Annotated in this window: 14 protein-coding genes; 12 read left to right on the top strand and 2 right to left on the bottom strand. The window is 68.3% G+C overall.

The features are described from left to right. Window positions 1-32 precede the first annotated feature (32 nt). The 3 genes from AC07NN_RS22505 (at window position 33) to dnaJ (ending at window position 6,249) form a co-directional block, all read left to right on the top strand. Window positions 33-2,708, top strand: a complete 2,676-nt coding sequence (locus AC07NN_RS22505) for a M1 family metallopeptidase (RefSeq protein WP_494646043.1) — start codon at window positions 33-35, stop codon at window positions 2,706-2,708. A 326-nt stretch (window positions 2,709-3,034) separates the two neighbouring features. Next, on the top strand, window positions 3,035-4,936 hold the full coding sequence (gene dnaK / locus AC07NN_RS22500) for a molecular chaperone DnaK (protein ID WP_494646041.1): 1,902 nt from the start codon (window positions 3,035-3,037) through the stop codon (window positions 4,934-4,936). A gap of 161 nt (window positions 4,937-5,097) precedes the next feature. Beyond that, complete coding sequence (dnaJ, locus tag AC07NN_RS22495) at window positions 5,098-6,249, top strand: molecular chaperone DnaJ (protein ID WP_494646039.1); 1,152 nt, start codon at window positions 5,098-5,100, stop codon at window positions 6,247-6,249. Between the two features lie 6 nt (window positions 6,250-6,255). On the opposite strand, the gene AC07NN_RS22490 is transcribed toward dnaJ, so the two are convergent. Continuing rightward, window positions 6,256-6,489 (bottom strand): hypothetical protein, encoded by a 234-nt coding sequence (locus AC07NN_RS22490; RefSeq protein WP_494646037.1) that lies wholly within the window; start codon window positions 6,487-6,489, stop codon window positions 6,256-6,258. A 128-nt stretch (window positions 6,490-6,617) separates the two neighbouring features. On the opposite strand from AC07NN_RS22490, the gene mutS reads away from it, so the two are divergent. The 4 genes from mutS (at window position 6,618) to AC07NN_RS22470 (ending at window position 12,993) form a co-directional block, all read left to right on the top strand. Continuing rightward, window positions 6,618-9,320 (top strand): DNA mismatch repair protein MutS, encoded by a 2,703-nt coding sequence (mutS, locus tag AC07NN_RS22485; RefSeq protein WP_494646035.1) that lies wholly within the window; start codon window positions 6,618-6,620, stop codon window positions 9,318-9,320. 21 nt (window positions 9,321-9,341) lie between these two features. Continuing rightward, window positions 9,342-12,164, top strand: coding sequence for a [protein-PII] uridylyltransferase (locus AC07NN_RS22480; RefSeq protein WP_494646033.1), 2,823 nt, complete (start codon window positions 9,342-9,344; stop codon window positions 12,162-12,164). A 62-nt stretch (window positions 12,165-12,226) separates the two neighbouring features. Next, a complete protein-coding gene (locus AC07NN_RS22475; protein ID WP_494646031.1) occupies window positions 12,227-12,763 on the top strand; it encodes a hypothetical protein in 537 nt (178 codons plus the stop codon). Window positions 12,764-12,825: 62 nt separating this feature from the next. Continuing rightward, window positions 12,826-12,993 (top strand): hypothetical protein, encoded by a 168-nt coding sequence (locus tag AC07NN_RS22470; RefSeq protein ID WP_494646029.1) that lies wholly within the window; start codon window positions 12,826-12,828, stop codon window positions 12,991-12,993. Here the strand turns inward: AC07NN_RS22470 and AC07NN_RS22465 are convergent. Beyond that, window positions 12,990-13,436, bottom strand: a complete 447-nt coding sequence (locus tag AC07NN_RS22465; protein WP_494646027.1) for a hypothetical protein — start codon at window positions 13,434-13,436, stop codon at window positions 12,990-12,992. The two genes, AC07NN_RS22470 and AC07NN_RS22465, sit on opposite strands and share 4 nt — an antisense overlap. Window positions 13,437-13,583: 147 nt before the next feature. On the opposite strand from AC07NN_RS22465, the gene AC07NN_RS22460 reads away from it, so the two are divergent. The 5 genes from AC07NN_RS22460 to AC07NN_RS22440 all read left to right on the top strand — a co-directional run bounded on the left by AC07NN_RS22460 (window position 13,584) and on the right by AC07NN_RS22440 (window position 18,305). After that, window positions 13,584-14,849: a family 43 glycosylhydrolase gene (locus tag AC07NN_RS22460; RefSeq protein ID WP_494646025.1), complete on the top strand. Its 1,266-nt coding sequence runs from the start codon at window positions 13,584-13,586 to the stop codon at window positions 14,847-14,849. A 63-nt stretch (window positions 14,850-14,912) separates the two neighbouring features. Continuing rightward, window positions 14,913-16,544 carry a murein biosynthesis integral membrane protein MurJ gene (murJ, locus tag AC07NN_RS22455; protein WP_494646023.1) on the top strand — a complete coding sequence of 544 codons (1,632 nt, stop codon included), beginning with the start codon at window positions 14,913-14,915 and terminating at the stop codon, window positions 16,542-16,544. 32 nt (window positions 16,545-16,576) lie between these two features. Then, window positions 16,577-16,624 carry a hypothetical protein gene (locus AC07NN_RS22450; RefSeq protein ID WP_494646327.1) on the top strand — a complete coding sequence of 16 codons (48 nt, stop codon included), beginning with the start codon at window positions 16,577-16,579 and terminating at the stop codon, window positions 16,622-16,624. Between the two features lie 99 nt (window positions 16,625-16,723). Then, the gene (gene trpS, locus AC07NN_RS22445) at window positions 16,724-17,770 is read left to right on the top strand and encodes a tryptophan--tRNA ligase (protein ID WP_494646020.1); all 1,047 of its coding nucleotides are present in this window, start codon (window positions 16,724-16,726) and stop codon (window positions 17,768-17,770) included. A 31-nt stretch (window positions 17,771-17,801) separates the two neighbouring features. Continuing rightward, window positions 17,802-18,305: a universal stress protein gene (locus AC07NN_RS22440; RefSeq protein WP_494646018.1), complete on the top strand. Its 504-nt coding sequence runs from the start codon at window positions 17,802-17,804 to the stop codon at window positions 18,303-18,305. The last annotated feature ends 11 nt before the right edge of the window (window positions 18,306-18,316 follow it).

The raw sequence follows: 18,316 nt of genomic DNA, 5'->3' as shown, positions 1-18,316 counted from the left end.
GGCCGGATGAATTTTCCTTATTAGGACCGAACATGCGTCGTCTCATGTCCTCCGCGGCCGTGGCCGTGATTTTGTTCGCCGCCGGGAGCGTTTCCGCCGCTCCGGCCGCAAAGACCAAAGCCAAACCCGCCGCCCTGGCCCAGATGGGCTCGAAGGGCGCGACCTTCGCCACCGTGACGACCCAGTTGCCGCGCAATGTCCGGCCTTCGCACTATGATCTGGCGTTCACGCCCGACGCCGACAAGATGACCTTCACCGCCAAGGTGAAGATTTCGATCGACGTGGTCGAGGCCACCAACACGGTGACGCTCCAGGCCGCCGACCTGACCTTCGACAAGGCCGAGATCGCCGGTATCGGGGCCGCCAAGGTCAAGGTCGACGAAGAGGCCCAGACCGCCGCCTTCACGTTCGACAAGCCGCTGCCGAAGGGCAAGTACGTCCTGTCGATCGACTACGCCGGCAAGATCTACAAGCAGGCCGCAGGCCTGTTCGCCCTCGACTACGAGACCGAGGCCGGCAAGAAGCGCGCGATCTACACCCAGTTCGAGAACAGCGACGCCCGCCGCTTCATCCCCTCGTGGGACGAGCCGTTCTACAAGGCCACCTACACCGTCGAGGCGACGATCCCGACGGGCCAGATGGCCCTGGGCAACATGCCGGTGACCTCGTCCAAGGACGTCGGCGGCGGCAAGACTGTCGTGAAGTTCGCGACCTCGCCGAAGATGTCGACCTACCTGCTGTTCTTCGGCCTGGGCGAGTTCGACCGCGCCTCGGTCAAGGTCGCCGGCGTCGACGTCGGCGTGGTCACCAAGACGGGCGACACGCCCAAGGCCGCGTTCGCCCTGAAGTCGGCCGCCGACATCCTGCCCTGGTATAACGATTATTTCGGCACGCCGTATCCGCTGCCGGTGCTGGACAACATCGCCGCCCCGGGCCGCAGCCAGTTCTTCAGCGCCATGGAGAACTGGGGGGCGATCTTCTACTTCGAATACGCCATGAATCTGGACCCGAAGATCTCGACCGAGACCGACCGCCAGAACGTCTTCACGACCGTAGCCCACGAAATGGCCCACCAGTGGTTCGGCGACCTGGTCACCATGGCCTGGTGGGACGACCTGTGGCTGAACGAGGGCTTCGCCTCGTGGATGGAGGGCCGGGCGACCGAGCACTTCCACCCCGAATGGAACGCGGCCCTGAACGCCGTGGGCGGCCGTGAATACGCCATGAGCCTGGACGCCCTGGCCACCACCCACCCGGTGGTGCAGCACGTCGAGACCGTCGAGCAAGCCAGCCAGGCCTTCGACGCCATCACGTACCAGAAGGGCGAGGCCGTCATCCGCATGCTGGAAAGCTATGTGGGCCACGACGCCTGGCGGGCCGGCGTGCGCGCCTACATGAAGAAGCACGCCCACGGCAACACGGTCAGCGACGACCTGTGGCAAGCCGTCGAGACGGCGGCCAAGAAGCCGATCAAGGCCATCGCCCACGACTTCACCCTGCAGCCGGGCGTGCCGCTGATCACGGTCAGCAACACGAGCTGCGCGGCCGGCAAGACCACCCTGACCCTGACCCAGGGCGAGTTCAGCAAGGACGCGCCCGACCGCAAGCCGCTGACCTGGCGCACGCCGGTCACCGTCAAGGCGCTGGGCGGCGGCGAGGCCAAGACCCTGGTCACCGGCGGCAAGGGCTCGGTCACGATCGACGGCTGCGGCCCCGTGGTCGTCAACGCCGGCCAGAGCGGCTACTTCCGCACCCAGTACGGCCCGGCCAATTTCGCGGCCCTGGCCAAGAGCTTCGCCAAGCTGCCGTCGATCGACCAGCTGGGCGTGATGAGCGACGCTTGGTCGATGGGCCTGGCCGGCTACCAGCCCGCCACCGACTTCCTCGACCTGGCCAAGGCTACGCCGTCCGACACCGATCCGCAGGTGCTGTCCAAGGTGGCCGGCACCTTCTCCGCCATCGACGGCTATTACGAAGGCATGCCCGCCGAGCGCGCGGCGTTCCGCAAGTTCGCCATCGGCCAGCTGCGGCCGCTGCTGGCCAAGGTGGGCTGGGCCGCCAAGGCTGGCGAGGCCGACAATGTCGGCATCCTGCGCGGCGACCTGATCGGCGCGCTGGGCGGCCTGGGCGATCCGGAGGTGGTGGCCGAGGCCACGCGCCGCTTCAACGCCGACAAGACCGACCCGTCGGCCGTCCCCGGCCCGCTGCGCAAGACCATCCTGGGCGTCGTGGCCAAGCACGCCGACCAGGCGACCTGGGACGCCATCCGCGCCCAGGCCCAGGCCGAGAAGACCCCGCTGGTTCGCAACCAGCTCTACTCGCTGCTGGCGGCGGCCGAGAACGAGGCCCTGGCCAAGAAGGCCCTGGAGCTGGCCCTGACGCCGGAGCCGGGCGAGACCCTGTCCAGCTCGATGATCTCGCGCGTGGCCGGCAACCACCCGGACATGACCTTCGACTGGGCCGTGGCCAACAAGGACAAGGTCAACGAAAAGGTCGACAGCAGCTCGCGGACCCGGTTCATCCCGGGCCTGGGCGCTGGCTCGTCGAACCCGGCCACGGCCGAGAAGATCAAGGCCTATGCGGCGGCCAACCTGGCCGAAGGCTCGCGCAAGGAGGCCGACAAGGCCGCCGCCGCGGTCGTGAACCGCGCCAAGATCCGTCAGGGCCGCCTGCCGGCCATCACGGCCTGGGTCGCGAAAAGCAGCTAAATCTCGGATAACGTGATATTTTTCATGGCCGCGCTCGAAAGGGTGCGGCCATTTTTCTTGGTCGCGGTACCAGATTCCCCCTTGTTGCATGGGGTTATGGGCTTGCGCCCCGATACGTATCCCCCATATCCGGCTGCGAACCGGGGTTGACGGGCTCGTCAACTTCGAACAACGCATCTTGCCCGCTCGATTTTCATCGACGGAACAAGATGTGGACCCAACCGTAGAGCGTACGAACCCACTGGGGACGGAAGAGAAAAACAGGGGCGCTTCCGAGAAGGCCCTCGTCACCCCCGTCCGCCTAAAGGAGCGAACAGGTACCTGAGATGAGCAAGATTATCGGCATCGACCTTGGCACCACGAACTCGTGCGTGGCCATCATGGACGGCAAGAACCCGAAGGTGATCGAGAACGCCGAAGGCGCTCGCACCACCCCGTCGGTCGTCGCTTTCCAAGAAGACGGCGAGCGCCTGATCGGTCAGCCGGCCAAGCGCCAGGCGGTGACCAACCCGACCAACACGCTGTTCGCGATCAAGCGCCTGATCGGCCGCAACGCGAGCGACCCGGTCGTGGAAAAAGACAAGGGCATGGTGCCCTACGAGATCGTCAAGGGCCCGACCGGCGACGCCTGGGTGAAGGCGCACGGCAAGGACTACAGCCCGCAGGAAGTCTCGGCCTTCATCCTGCAGAAGATGAAGGAAGCCGCCGAAGCCCACCTGGGCGAGCCGGTGACCAAGGCGGTCATCACGGTTCCGGCCTATTTCAACGACGCCCAGCGTCAGGCGACCAAGGACGCCGGCAAGATCGCCGGCCTGGAAGTCCTGCGCATCATCAACGAGCCGACCGCGGCGGCCCTGGCCTATGGCCTGGACAAGAACGACGGCAAGAAGATCGCGGTCTATGACCTCGGCGGCGGCACGTTCGACGTCTCGATCCTGGAAATCGGCGACGGCGTCTTCGAGGTGAAGTCGACCAACGGCGACACCTTCCTGGGCGGCGAGGACTTCGACCTTCGGATCGTCGACTACCTGGCCGACGAGTTCAAGAAGGAGCAGGGCGTCGACCTGCGCAAGGACAAGCTGGCTCTCCAGCGTCTGCGCGAAGAGGCGGAAAAGGCCAAGAAGGAGCTGTCCTCGACGGCTCAGTACGAGGTCAACCTGCCGTTCATCAGCATGAACGCCTCGGGCCCGCTGCACCTGAACATCAAGCTGTCGCGCGCCAAGCTGGAAGCCCTGGTCGACGACCTGATCGCCCGCACCATCGGTCCATGCGAACAGGCCCTCAAGGACGCCGGCCTGAAGAAGAGCGACATCGACGAAGTGATCCTGGTCGGCGGCATGAGCCGCATGCCCAAGGTCCAGCAGGCGGTGCAGGACTTCTTCGGTCGCGAGCCGCACAAGGGCGTGAACCCCGATGAAGTCGTGGCGCTGGGCGCGGCGGTGCAAGCCGGCGTGCTGCAAGGCGACGTCAAGGACGTGCTGCTGCTGGACGTGACCCCGCTGACCCTGGGCATCGAGACCCTGGGCGGTGTGTTCACCCCGCTGATCGAACGCAACACCACCATCCCGACCAAGCGCTCGCAGACCTTCTCGACCGCCGACGACAACCAGTCGGCCGTGACGATCCGCGTGTTCCAGGGCGAACGCCCGATGGCGCAGGACAACAAGATCCTGGGTCAGTTCGACCTGGTCGGCATTCCGCCGGCGCCGCGTGGCATCCCGCAGATCGAGGTCACCTTCGACATCGACGCCAACGGCATCGTGCAGGTCCACGCCAAGGACAAGGCGACTAACAAGGAGCACTCGATCCGCATCCAGGCCAATGGCGGCCTCTCGGACAGCGACATCGAGCGCATGGTCAAGGAAGCCGAGGCCAACAAGGCCGCGGACGAGACCAAGAAGAAGCTGGTCGAGGCCAAGAACCAGGGCGAGGCGATCCTGCACTCGACCGAGAAGGCCCTGGCCGAGCACGGCGACAAGGTCGGCGCGGCTGAAAAGAGCGCGATCGAGACCGGGATTACCGAGCTGAAGACGGCTCTGGAAGGCGAAGATGTCGACGCCATCCAGGCCAAGACCCAAGCCCTGATTCAGGCTTCGATGAAGCTGGGCGAAGCCATGTATGCTTCGCAACAAAGCTCGGACGAAGGCGCTGATGGCGCCGAAGCCGCGGACGATGGCGTCGTCGACGCCGAGTTCGAAGAAGTCGACGACAACAAGCCGGCGAACTAGTTCGCCATGCGCGCGCCGCGGAACATGCTCAATAGGTCTGTTCCGCGGCCGCGACGTCTTGTCTCGCGGCCCGAGGACGCCTTGCGCCGGGCCGCGTGCTATCCCACCTCTTTCCCTATCAACGCCACTCTCGTGGGCCTTTTGGGCGCCAGACGCTGACGATGCGCGATTATTACGAAATCCTCGGCGTGACCCGGACCATCGATGAAGCTGGTCTGAAGTCCGCGTTCCGCAAGCTGGCGATGGAGCACCATCCCGACCGCAACGGCGGCTGCGAGAACGCCACGGGTCGGTTCAAGGAAATCAACGAGGCCTATTCGGTCCTGTCCGATCCCCAGAAGCGCGCGGCCTATGACCGCTTCGGCCATGCCGGCGTGAATGGCCCGCAGGGCGGCGCCGGCGGCGGCCAGGGCTTCGACGCCAGCGACATCTTCAACGACGTCTTCGGAGACGTGTTCGGCGAGATGTTCGGCGGCGGTCGTCGCCAGCAGAACGGCCCCCAGCGCGGCCAGGACCTGCGCTACGACCTGGAGATCTCGCTGGAGCAGGCCTATGCCGGCGCCGAGGTCTCGATCAAGGTGCCCGCCGCCATGACCTGCGAGGTCTGCGAGGGCTCGGGCGCCAAGCCGGGCACCAGCCCGACGGTCTGCGGCACTTGCGGCGGCGCCGGCCGGGTCCGCGCGACGCAAGGCTTCTTCGCTGTCGAGCGCGGCTGTCCGCGCTGCGGCGGTTCGGGGCGCATGGTGCTCGATCCCTGCGGTAACTGCCACGGCCACGGCCAGGTGCGCCGCGAGCGTATCCTTTCGGTCCGCATCCCGGCTGGCGTCGACGACGGCGCCCGGATCCGCCTGGCGGGCGAGGGCGACGCGGGCGCGCGCGGCGGTCCGCGCGGCGACCTCTACATCTTCCTGTCGGTGACCCCGCACGAGCTCTTCGAGCGCGACGGTCTGGACCTGCTGTGCACCGTGCCGGTGCCGATGACCACGGCCGCCCTGGGCGGCGAGATCGAGGCTCCCTGTCTGCTGGGCGGCGAGACCTGCGACGGCCAGTGCAAGATCTCGGTCGCGGTGCCGGAGGGCTCCCAGACCGGCAAGACCGTCCGCCTCAAGGGCAAGGGCATGCCGTCCCTGCGCAGCCGCCAGCGCGGCGACCTAGTGGTCGAACTCTTCGTCGAAACCCCGACCCACCTGTCCGCCCGTCAGAAGGAACTGATGCGCGAACTGGCCGGCCTGTGCGGCGAGAAACAGAACCCCAAGTCCGCCAACTTCGTCGGCAAGGCCAAGCGCTTCTGGGAAGAGGTCACGGGGAACTAGGGCGGCTTAGGCCCATCGTTTCCGGCGACCCAGAACCGCGAACAGTCCGCAGAGGATTGTAGCCGCGACCAAGGCGATCAGCGCCGTGACGCTCATTGGCGCGTGGTGTTGCTTCGCGGAAGGCTGCGGAGGTTCAGGTTCGTTGACCAAGCCGATCTTGACGCCTGGAAGCTTCAGAAGCGTCGTTTCCTTCTTGTCGGCCTTGGCGGGCGGCGGCTTCAAGCGCGGTGCGTCGATCATGGGACAAACTCAGTCGCATCCAACCGCCGGTCAAGCGCGCGAAAGTCTCGACTTCGGGTGTTCCATCCCCCGAATTCCTTAATGCCGCCCCTTAACGCGACCCGCGACGCTCTGTAGTTTCGGGCGTCATGAACGCCCACGCCACGCCGACGCCGGCTCACCTTCTCGACCCCACCGGCGCGACGCCGGTGATGCAGCAGTTCTTCGAGATGAAGGCGCGGCAGCCCGATGCGTTGATCTTCTTCCGCATGGGCGATTTCTACGAGCTGTTCTTCGACGACGCCTACAAGGCCGCCGCAGCCCTGGGCATCAGCCAGACGTTCCGGGGCACGCATGCCGGCCAGCCGATCCCGATGGCGGGCGTGCCGCAGCACGCGGCCGAGGCCTATCTCTCCAAGCTGATCCGCATGGGCTTCAAGGTCGCCGTCTGCGAGCAGATGGAAGACCCGGCCGAGGCCAAGAAGCGCGGCTCCAAGTCGGTGGTCCGCCGCGACATCGTCCGGGTAGTGACGCCGGGCACCCTGACCGAGGATGGCCTGCTGGACGCGCGCGGGGCCAACCGCCTGGCGGCCGTGGCGATGCGCGCGGGGCAAGCGGCGGTGGCGTCGGTCGAGCTCTCCACCGGCGAGGTCGAGGTCTTCGCCGTGGCCAAGGAAGGCGTCGCGCCGATCCTGGCCGCCCTGGCGCCGTCCGAGACCCTGGTCGCCGACCGCCTGCTGTCGGATGACAGCCTGTCCCAGACCCTGAAGATCTGCGGCGGCCTGGTGCAGCCGATGCCCTCGGCCCTGTCCGAGCCGCAGGCGTCCGAAGCCCGCGTGAAGCGCCTCTATGGCGTGGAGACCCTGGACGGCTTCGGTGGCCTGTCGCCGGCCGAGATCGGAGCCTTGGGCCTGATCGCCGCCCACCTGGAAATGACCCAGGCCGGCAAGCTGCCGGCTCTGCGTGCGCCGCGTCGCGCTGGTGAGGCGGACGTGATGGCCATCGACCCGGCCACGCGCGGCAGCCTGGAGATCGACCGCACCCAGAGCGGCGGCCGTGACGGCTCGCTGCTGGCGGTGATCGACCGCACGGTCAGCTCCGGCGGCGCGCGGATGCTGGCCTCGCGCCTGGCCCGGCCGCTGCTGGACGTCGGCGCCATCGACCAGCGCCTGGACGCCGTCGAGTGGTTCGTCGAGCACCGCCAGCTGCGCCAGCGCCTGCGCGAGGTGCTGAAGGGCGCCGGCGACATGGCTCGGGCCCTGTCGCGCCTGGCCCTGGGTCGAGGCGGTCCGCGCGACCTCGGCTGCCTGCGCGACACCCTGAAGATCGGCGAGCGCCTGGCCGGCATGGCGGGCGGCTCACCCGATCCGCTGTCGCCGCCGCCGTTCGAGCTGGAGCACGCCTTCAAGGCCCTGACCCCGTCGCTGCACGAGGGCCTGTCGCAGTTCCTCAACGTGCTGGAACAGGGCCTCGGCCCAGACCTGCCGGCCCTGGCTCGCGACGGCGGGTTCGTCGCCGCCGGCATCCGTCCGGAGCTGGACCAAGCGCGCGGCCTGCGCGACGACAGCCGCAAGGTCATCATCGCCCTGGAAGCCCAGCTGATGGCCGAGAGCGGCGTGCCGCTGAAGATCCGCCACAACGGCGTGCTCGGCTATTTCGTGGAGTCGACGGCCGGCAAGGCCGACCCGCTGTTTCAGCCGCCGCTGAACGCCACCTTCATCCACCGCCAGACCCTGGCCAACCAGGTCCGCTTCACCACGGTGGAGTTGGCCGACCTGGACGCCCGCATCGCCCAGGCCGCCGAGCGGGCCCTGGCCATGGAGGTCGCCGCCTTCGAGGACTGGCGCGAACAGGCCCGCACCCACGCCGACGCCATCCAGATCGCCGCCGAGGCCCTGGCGCGTCTCGACGTCGCCGCCGCCCTGGCCGAGTGGGCCGAGGACGCCGGCGCAGTGCGCCCGATCGTCGACACGTCCTACGCCTTCGACGCCAAGGGCGCTCGTCACCCCGTGGTGGAAGCGGCCGTGAAGCGCGCGGGCGACCCCTATACGCCGAACGACTGCTGCCTGGACGCCTCGGGCGAGACCGGGGCGCGGCTGTCGATCGTCACCGGCCCGAACATGGCCGGTAAGTCGACCTTCCTGCGCCAGAACGCCCTGCTGGCGATCCTGGCCCAGTCCGGCTGCTACGTGCCGGCCGCCAGCTTCCGCCTGGGCGTCGTCGATCGCCTGTTCAGCCGCGTCGGCGCCGGCGATGATCTGGCCCGTGGCCGCTCGACCTTCATGATGGAGATGGTCGAGACCGCCGCGATCCTGACCCAGGCCGGGCCGCGCAGCCTGGTGATCCTGGACGAGATCGGCCGGGGCACGGCGACCTATGACGGTCTGGCCATCGCCTGGGCCTGCGCCGAGGCCCTGCACGACACCAACAAGAGCCGCGCCCTGTTCGCCACGCACTATCACGAGCTGGCGACGCTGGAGGAGCGGATGGCGCACGTCTCCAACCTGTCCTTGCGCGCCAAGGAGTGGAACGGCGACCTCGTCTTCCTGCACGAGGCCGCGCCGGGTCCGGCCGATCGCTCGTACGGCGTCCAGGTGGCTAAGCTGGCCGGCGTGCCCGGTCCGGTGGTCGTCCGCGCCCGCGAGGTGCTGGATCGACTCGAAAGCAAGGACCAGTCGCCGGCCAAGCTGGACGATCTGCCCCTGTTCGCGGTCAGCCAAGCGGTTCAGGCGCCTATAAAAGCGGCGCCGAGCGCCGTCGAGACGTCACTTTCGGATCTCGACGTTGACGGCATGAGTCCCCGTGAAGCCCTCGAGGCGCTCTATCGTCTTAAGGGTCTGCTCAAGACCTAACCGGTACCCCTATATAACATCATGCCCCGTCGCCTTCGCCCCACCCGCCTGGAACACGTCGTCGACGGTCACGCCCTTCGGGCTCGGCTCTCCGCCGCCGCCCTCGACTCCATCGGCAACGAGGCCGAGCAGCGGTCGCGGGCCATCGAGATCCTCAAGCAGGCGCTGTTTCGCGGCCGGATGATCGCCAAGGAGCGGCTGGAGAACGGGGCCAGTGGCGTCGAGACCGCCCGGCTCCTCTCGGGCGTCACCGACGAGGTGATCACCGCCCTCTACGACTTCACGACGGTTCACGTGTTCCGGGCCCGCAACCCGACCGAGGGCGAGCGCCTGTGCCTGCTGGCCGTCGGCGGTTACGGCCGCGCGACCCTGGCGCCGTTCAGCGACATCGATTTGCTGTTCCTGCGGCCCTACAAGCAGACGCCGCACGCCGAGAGCGTGATCGAGTTCATGCTCTATGCGCTGTGGGACCTGGGCTTCAAGGTCGGCCACGCCTCGCGGACCATCGAGGAGTGCGTGCGCCTCTCGAAGGAAGACTTCACGATCCGCACCTCGATCCTGGAAGCCCGCCGCCTGACCGGCGACGAGCGCCTGGCCGCCGATCTCAGGAAGCGTTTCCGCGACGACGTCATGAAGGGCACGGGCGCCCAGTTCGTCGCCGCCAAGCTGAAGGAACGCGACGACCGCCAGGCCCGCGCCGGGGCCAGCCGCTACATGGTCGAGCCCAACGTCAAGGAAGGGAAGGGGGGTCTGCGCGACCTCCACACCCTGATGTGGATCGCCGAATATCTGCACCCGGTCGACCGGCCCGAGGACGTCTTCAAGATGGAGGTGTTCTCGACCCGCGAGACCAAGGCCTTCATCCGCGCCTTCGACTTCCTGCACGCCGTGCGCGCCCACCTGCACTTCACGACGGGCCGGCCGGAAGAGCGCCTAACCTTCGACCTGCAGCCCGAGATCGCGCGGCGGATGGGCTATGGCGACCGGGGCGATGCGCCGGCGGTCGAGCGGTTCATGCGCCGCTACTTCCTGATCGCCAAGGAGGTCGGGACCCTGACCCGCGCCTTCTCGGCCAAGCTGGAAGCCGAGCACTTCAAGAACGAGCCCAAGGGCATCTCGCGCTTCCTCCCCGGCGGCCGGCCCAAGCGCAAGGCGCTGGACGTCGAGGGCTTCTACGAGGACGGCGGTCGCCTGAACATCGACGGCCCCGAAGTGTTCGAGGCCGATCCCGTCAACCTGATCCGCCTGTTCAAGATCGCCGACGAGCGCGACCTTGATCTGCACCCCGACGCCTTCACGGCGGTGACGCGTGGTCTGCCGCTGATCACCTCGAAGGTCCGCCGCGATCCCGAGGCTTGCAAAGCCTTCCTGCACCTGCTGGCGCGCGGCAAGCGCAGCTACCGCACCCTGACCCTGATGAACGACGCCGGGGTCCTGGGCCGCTTCATCCCGGAGTTCGGCCGGGTCGTGGCCCAGATGCAGTTCAACATGTACCACTCGTACACGGTGGACGAGCACACCCTGCGGGCCGTGGGCGTGATCGGTGACATGGCCGCCGGCCAGCTGGTCGAGGACCATCCGCTGTCCGTCTCCATCATGCCGCTGATCGAGGATCGTGAGGCCCTGTTCCTGGCCATGCTGCTGCACGACACCGGCAAGGGTGGCGTCGGCGGTCAGGAGAAGGCCGGGGCCCGCTCGGCCCGCAGCGCCTGCGAACGCTTAGGGGTAGACCGCGCCAAGGTCGAGCTGGTGGCCTGGCTGGTCGAGCATCACCTGGTGATGAGCGACTTCGCCCAGAAGCGCGATGTCTCCGATCCCGGTACGGTCGCCGCCTTCGCCCGCATCGTCGAGAACCCCGAGCGCCTGCGCCTGCTGCTGATCATCACCGTCGCCGACATCCGGGCCGTGGGCCCGGGGGTCTGGAACGGCTGGAAGGGCCAGCTGCTGCGCGAGCTCTACAACGCCACCGAGGCGGTGTTCCGGGGCGGCCGCGGCAGCGACGCCGCCGCCAATGTCCTGCGCCACCAGGAGAACGCCGCCGAGAGCGCCCGCGCCCTGCTGCTGGAGACCGATCCGGCCGCCAAGGGCTGGGTGTCGGCGATGGAGAACGCCTATTTCAGCGCCTTCTCGCAGGACGACCTGTTCCACCACGCCGAGCTCGCCCGTCGCGCCGCGATCCAGGGCGGGGCCGCCGCCGAGGGCCAGGTGCGGGCCGGCAACAACGCCGCCGAGATCGTGGTCGCCGCCAAGGACCGGCGCGGCCTGTTCGCCGACCTCGCGCTCGCCATCTCGTCCCTGGGCGGCAACGTCGTGGGCGCACGGGTCTTCACCTCCCGCCAGGGTCAGGCCCTGGACGTCTTCTATGTGCAGGACGTGACCGGCGCGCCGTTCGGCTGCGAGAACCCTCGCGCCCTGCGCCGCTTGGCCGACGCTCTGGAGGCCGCCGGCAAGGGGACGCCGCTGGCCGTCGAGTCCCGCCGGGGCGCCGAGCAGGGCCGCGCCGCCGCCTTCGCCATCGCCCCGTCGGTCACGGTCGACAACGAGGCCTCCAACGACGCCACGGTGGTCGAGGCCTCTGGTCGCGACCGTCCCGGCCTGCTGCACGCCCTGGCCAAGACCCTGGCCGACAGCGGCCTGTCGATCCAGTCGGCCCATATCGACGGCTATGGCGAGCGGGCGGTCGACGCCTTCTACGTCCAGACCGCCGAGGGCGGGAAGGTGACCGAGACCCGCAAGGTCAACGCGCTGAAGGCCGACCTGCTGGCGGCACTGGAGCAGAACGAGGCGACGGCGCCGGCCGCGCGTCCGGGCCTGCGGCGGGCGCGGGCGAGTGTTGCACGCTAGGGTCGACAGCGCGGGCGAGGCTGCCTAGACCTGTCCGCTCAAGTCGGTGCGGGGCGTGGCGTATGGCCAAGGATGTAGCGGTGACGGCGAGCGGCGGGGCCGCCGAAGCCTGGGCCCTCTGGAACAAGCTCAAGCGCCTGTTTCCGGCCTGGAACCTCTTCCTGGAAGGCTTCTACACGCCCGGCGCCTGGGGCTATATGGGCGTCGACTTTCTCAGCGGCTTCCGCAGGAATCCTTCGACGGCGAAGGCCTTCGCGCTGCTGGATGGCGTCGACGACGCCACATTCGACGCCCTGTCGGCCCTGGCCAACCTGAACGCTCGCCGGCATGACCAGATGGTGAAGGCGGTCGTCGTGGCCTACCTGACCGTGCCGCTGTCGATCGCGGCCCTGACAGCCGATCTCGCGGGCGACAGCATGCTGAGCTTTCTTCGCGAGCACAGCACTCTGGCGATCCAGGTCGCGGCGGGCATCACCCTGGGTCCGATCTCCTACCTGCAAGGCCAATGGCGCGCGCGCCAGATCGTCGGCGTGCTGGACCTGATCCGCATCGAGCGCGGCCAGGCGCCGTTCACGGCCCTGGAACTGCGCGAGGAATAGGCCGTCTTGGCGATCCTGGCGGATCACCGCATAGTTTTCGGACGCCGACCCAGGGAAAGCGCATGAAGCCGCCCATCAAGAGTCTCGCCGACCTCAAGCCCAAGGTCACCGCCGGCGCCTATGCGCGGCCGACGCCGAAGGTGGTGCGCCGCAAGACCGCCAAGGTGCTGACCCCCGAGGAGAAGGCGGCGTTCCTGGCGTCGCGTCCGGACCTGGCGCCGAAGGGCTAGTCGACCGTCACCACGGCCGAGACCCGATCGCCTTCCTGCATCTCGAACACCGCGCCAGGCTTGAGCCTCTCCGCCGGAGCCTCGGCGGCCAGGAATTCCGCCTCGCCACGCCAGACCGCGCCGGTCTGGGCGCTGTCGAAATGGAGCGTGACGCTCCAGCGGTCGCCCTGGAGATCGTCGCCCGGGAACTTCGAGACCGTGGAGTACCTGTCTCCCGTGGGAAGCGTCGCGAGCTTCCAGTCGGCCCAGGCGATCGAGACGGGAACGCGCGGCGCAGGGGGCGCGGCGCTTTCCGTCTTCGGCTTCCCCCCGTTGAATTTCACCAGCCCAAAGCCGACGGCGAAGCCCAGCAGCAGGCCGATGGCCATGTTGTGGATCAGCGCGCCGAAGATGATGCCGCCGCACACGCCCAGGACAAAGTTGCCCCCGCTTCTCTTGTCCATCGCACGCCCTTCGAAGTGAGCCGGCATCAGCAATCAGAGGGCGAGCCGCGTCAAGCCAACCGTCGCAGCCCATTTTTGCCGCCAGGCGTTTGACATCGCCCTCGGTCGCGATATTTGTCTGAGTAATAAGCGCATGGTGAGGGTGGAATGCAGCGTTACCGGGAACCGACGGCCGACAAGCGACTGGATCGCCGATCCCTCCTGACGGGCCTGAGCACCGCGGCCCTGGGCCTCTCGGCCGCGCCCGCCTTCGCCCAGGCCTTCTATCCGACCTATCCCAAGCCGGGCACGCCGAAGCTGGAGGGTGCGGACAACAGTCGCCGGGTCATCCCGGCCCCGGCCAAGGACTACTGGCCCTATGCCGGGATCAGCGGCGCGGGGCGGGCCGTGACCAAGGCCACCCAGGACGGCGGCTGGCGCTCGGGCCTCTCGGAGGTCAGCTACAAGGGACCCGAGCCGCGCGCCTATCCGATCGCGGCCTGGGGCGACGCCGACTCCGGCTCGGCGGTGAAGAGCGGCAAGCTGCCCGCCATCCGTCCGATCTGGGACGCGCACATCCGCGACACCGTCATCTGCCAAGGCGGCGACGGCGCCTACTACATGACCGGCACCACCGGCGATAACTGCTGGGCCTCGAACGACGGGGTCGAGCTGTGGCGCTCGCGCGATCTGACGACCTGGGACTATCTGGGCCTGGTCTGGAGCATCGAGCGCGACGGGACCTGGGAGAAGAACTGGACCGCTCGCGCCGGCGTGCCGTTCCGCTCGATCTGGGCGCCGGAAATCCACTTCATCGATGGGCACTACTACATCTGCCACTGTATCAGCGGCGTCGGTATGGGCGTGCTGAGGAGCAAGCGGCCCGAGGGCCCCTATGTCCACGTCATCTCGGACCAGCCGATCAAGGGCGGCATCGACTCGACCCTGTTCCGCGACGACGACGGCAAGGTCTATCTGTCGTGGGGCGCGGCCACGAGGATCCGCGAGATCGAGCCCGACTTCAGCGGCTTCGTCGGCGAGTGGCAGGACCTCGCCTTCGACGACAGCGGCATCGATCCCAAGGCCCAGAAGGACGGCAAGCCGCTGCGCCGCGTGGGTTTCGAGGGCGCGACCTTCTTCAAGGCCAATGGCCGGTACTATGTGGGGGCCTGCAACAAGGACGAAGGCCGCTACTCCTTCTGGTTCGCCTCGTCGGACAAGCTGCGGGGTCCCTATGCCGGACGCCATGAAGGCCCGCCGGGCGGAGGCGGCGGCAACCTGTTCCGCGACAAGTCGGGGCGCTGGTGGCAGACCTTCTTCGGCAACGACGACCAGATGCCGTTCCGCGAAAAGCCTGGCCTGATCGCCGTCGCGTTCGACAAGGCCGGCCGCGTCGTGGCCTCCGCCGACCAGCCGTTCAAGCCGTTCGCCTAGGGTGAGGCGGGAGAGCGTCGAGCGACCCTTGACGCTCCCCCGCCAAGCGCCCAGAAGCCGGAGGTGACCGACGCCGTACCCCCCGCTCCGACCGAAGACGCCGCGACCCCCAAGAAGGGCGGGCTGTTCAGGTCCTCGGTGATCTATTCCGGCCTGACCCTGGTCAGCCGGTTCATGGGCTTCGCGCGCGATCTCGCCGTGTCCTACCGGATGGGGGCCAGCGCCACGCCGGCGGCCGACGCCTACAACACCGCCCTGGCGTTCCCGAACCTGTTCCGCCGCTTCTTCGCCGAGGGCGCGTTCGCCGCCGCCTTCGTGCCGGCCTACGCCAAGTCGCTGCAGCGCGACGGCGAAGAGCAGGCCGACATCCTGGCGGCCGACGCCATGGCCACCCTGGCGGCCTCGACCATCCTGATCACCGTCATCTGCCAGCTGGCCATGCCGTGGCTGATGATGCTGATCAGCCCGGGCTTCGGCTGGGGCACCGAGAAGTACAAGCTGGCGGTGCTGCTGACCCAGATCACCATGCCGTACCTGCCGTGCATGGCCATCGTCGCGCACCTGTCGGGCGTGTTGAACGCCCGCGACCACTTCATCCTGTCGGCCGGCGCGCCGATCCTGCTGAACATCGCTACCCTGATCTTCATCCTGCCCCAGACCACGGCGGTCGGCGCGGCGCAGTGGGGCTCGGTCGGGGTGATCGTCGCCGGCGTGGCCCAGGCGGCGCTGCTGACCTGGGGCGTCAACAAGTCCGGCGCCAAGGTCCACTGGCGGCTGCCGCGCCTGACGCCGGAAGTGCGCGAGCTGATCGGCAAGGCCATCCCTGGCGCCCTGGCGGCCAGCGCCACCCAGGTCAACATCTTCATCTCCAGCAACCTGGCCAGCCACGTGCCCGGCGGCCGGACCTGGCTGGCGACGGCCGACCGTCTCTATCAGCTGCCCCTGGGCCTGGTCGGCGTGGCCATCGGCGTCGCCCTGCTGCCGCGCCTGTCGCGGGCCGTGCAGTCCGGCGACGAGGGCGACGCCCAGACCGCCATGGACCAGGCCATGACCCTGGCCATGGCCTTCACGCTTCCCGCCGCCGCGGCCCTGGTGGCCATGCCGGGCTTCCTGTCGGACGCCCTCTATACGCGCGGCCAGTTCACCGCCTTCGACGCCAGCCAGACGGCGTCGGCGCTGTTCTTCTACGGCCTGGGCACCCCGGCCTTCGTACTGCAGCAGCTCTATTCGCGGGCCTTCTTCGCGCGCGGCGACACCAAGAGCCCGATGCGCTTTGCCTTGATCTCTGTGGCGGTGAACATCGGCCTGGGCGTCGTCTTCTTCAACCTGTTCGGGGTGAAGGGCATCGCCGCCGCCACCGCCGTGGCCTCGTGGGTCAATGTCGGCCAGATGGCCTTCGGCCTCTGGCGCAAGGGCCACTACGGCCCGACGGGCCAGACCTGGTCGCGGCTGACGCGGATCCTGCTGGCCAGCTTAGGGATGGGCCTGCTGCTGGTCGCCGCCGCCCACTGGCGCGACCTGATCGAGGCGCCGCTGCGCGGGATCGGCCTGACGGGCCACGCGATCGGCGCCAAGGAGTTCGCCCTGGCCCTGACCTGCCTGGCCGGCGTGGCGGTCTATCCGCCGCTGCTGTTCCTGTTCGGCGGGGTGAAGCCGTCCGAGCTGAAGGCGGCCCTCCGTCGGGGCAAGGCTTGATCCATGCGGGCGGGGAGGCTAACCAGCGGGGCATGGCTCCGATCGGTCTCCACGCGCCGCGATGGCGCGGCTCGTTCTGACTTTAGGCTTTGCGTCCGCCCTTTCTTAGGGATGGGGGACGCAGAGCGCGCGCTCGCGCCTAGCCACCCCATTCGAATTCTACAGCCAAGGCTGAAGCCATGACCGACCAAGCTCCCGCTGCCTATACGGGCCCCGCCCGCGTGCTCTCGGGCGTCCAGCCCTCGGGCGCCCTGCACCTGGGCAACTATCTCGGCGCGCTGGTGAAGTTCACCCGCCTGCAGCACGAGATCGACACCTTCATCTTCGTGGCCGACCTGCACGCCATCACCGTCTGGCAGGATCCGGCGCTGCTGGCCCAGCAGACCCGCGAGATCGCCGCCGCCTATATCGCCTCGGGCCTGGACCCGGACAAGGCGACGATCTTCCCGCAATCGGCGGTGCGCGAACACGCCGAACTGGCCTGGATCTTCCAATGCGTCGCCCGCCTCGGCTGGCTCGACCGCATGACCCAGTTCAAGGAGAAGAGCGGCAAGCACAAGGAGCGCAGCTCGGTGGGCCTCTACACCTACCCGGTGCTGCAGGCGGCCGACATCCTGGTCTACAAGGCCACCCACGTGCCCGTGGGCGAGGACCAGAAGCAGCACCTGGAGCTGACCCGCGACATCGCCGGCAAGTTCAACCACGACTTCGGCATTCCCGGCGGCGTCCCGGCGTTCTTCCCGCAGCCCGAGCCGCTGATCCAGGGGCCGGGGGCGCGGGTGATGAGCCTGCGCGACGGTTCGGCCAAGATGAGCAAGTCCGACCCGTCGGACTATTCGCGCATCAACCTGACCGACACGGTCGACGACATCGCCGCCAAGGTCCGCAAGGCCCGCACCGACCCGGAACCGCTGCCCGAGACCCTGGAAGAGCTGACCGGCCGCGCCGAGGCCGACAACCTCGTGGGCATCTTCGCGGCTCTGGCCGGCAAGACCAAGGCCGAGGTGCTGGCCGAATACGCCGGCAAGGGCTTCGGGACCTTCAAGCCGGCTCTGGCGGACCTCGCGGTCGAGAAACTGGCGCCGGTCGGCGAGAAGATGCGCGGCCTGCTGGGCGATCCGGCGGTGCTGGACGCCATCCTGGCCAAGGGCGCGGAAAAGGCCCGCGAAGCCGCCGCCCCGACCCTGGCCGAGGTCAAGAAGCTGGTCGGTTTCTGGGGGGCTTGAGACTAGAGCGAAAGCGGCGTCATCTCCGCCGATGACCGACGCCGCTTCATCCGCCGCCTCGACGAGTCGCCGCAAGTTCCTGGTCGTCGCCGACGACAGCCCGGAATTTGCCGCGGCCCTCAAATACGCCTGCCGCCGCGCCCGCTCGACCGGCGGTCACGTGGCCCTGCTGAAAGTGATCTCGCCCGCCGAGTTCGAGCACTGGAGCGGGGTCCGCGAAGAGATCGAACGCCAGGAGCGCGAGGAGGCCGAGGTTCTCTTGCAGAGCTTGGCCGCTCAAGTCGTGGCCTCTACGGGCCTGCCGCCCGAGTTCATCATCAAGCACGCCGACAGCGTCCGCACGGCCTTGAAGCAGGTCGTCGCGGCCGATCCGGCGATCAAGATCCTGATCCTGGCGACATCCACGGCGGGGCGCGGGCCGGGACCCCTGATCTCGGCCATCGCCAAGGAGGGCGTCGGGTTCTCTGGGCGCAAGCTGCCGGTGACGGTCGTGCCGGGGGATATTACGGACGCGGAGATCGAAGAGCTGGCTTAATTTCCTTCTCC

It is taken from the genome of Caulobacter sp. GW821-FHT09H08 (genome assembly GCF_059415885.1).
The sequence above is the reverse complement of the archived record's forward strand: the minus strand, read 5'-3'. Positions and strand labels throughout refer to the sequence as shown.

Coding starts and splice junctions, on each gene's coding strand:
- AC07NN_RS22475 (WP_494646031.1), top strand. CDS start 12,227: ATGGCCAAGGATGTAGCGGTGACGGCGAGCGGCGGGGCCGCCGAAGCC.
- AC07NN_RS22465 (WP_494646027.1), bottom strand. CDS start 13,436: ATGGACAAGAGAAGCGGGGGCAACTTTGTCCTGGGCGTGTGCGGCGGC.
- AC07NN_RS22505 (WP_494646043.1), top strand. CDS start 33: ATGCGTCGTCTCATGTCCTCCGCGGCCGTGGCCGTGATTTTGTTCGCC.
- AC07NN_RS22460 (WP_494646025.1), top strand. CDS start 13,584: ATGCAGCGTTACCGGGAACCGACGGCCGACAAGCGACTGGATCGCCGA.
- AC07NN_RS22470 (WP_494646029.1), top strand. CDS start 12,826: ATGAAGCCGCCCATCAAGAGTCTCGCCGACCTCAAGCCCAAGGTCACC.
- trpS (WP_494646020.1), top strand. CDS start 16,724: ATGACCGACCAAGCTCCCGCTGCCTATACGGGCCCCGCCCGCGTGCTC.
- AC07NN_RS22490 (WP_494646037.1), bottom strand. CDS start 6,489: ATGATCGACGCACCGCGCTTGAAGCCGCCGCCCGCCAAGGCCGACAAG.
- mutS (WP_494646035.1), top strand. CDS start 6,618: ATGAACGCCCACGCCACGCCGACGCCGGCTCACCTTCTCGACCCCACC.
- AC07NN_RS22440 (WP_494646018.1), top strand. CDS start 17,802: ATGACCGACGCCGCTTCATCCGCCGCCTCGACGAGTCGCCGCAAGTTC.
- dnaK (WP_494646041.1), top strand. CDS start 3,035: ATGAGCAAGATTATCGGCATCGACCTTGGCACCACGAACTCGTGCGTG.
- AC07NN_RS22480 (WP_494646033.1), top strand. CDS start 9,342: ATGCCCCGTCGCCTTCGCCCCACCCGCCTGGAACACGTCGTCGACGGT.
- dnaJ (WP_494646039.1), top strand. CDS start 5,098: ATGCGCGATTATTACGAAATCCTCGGCGTGACCCGGACCATCGATGAA.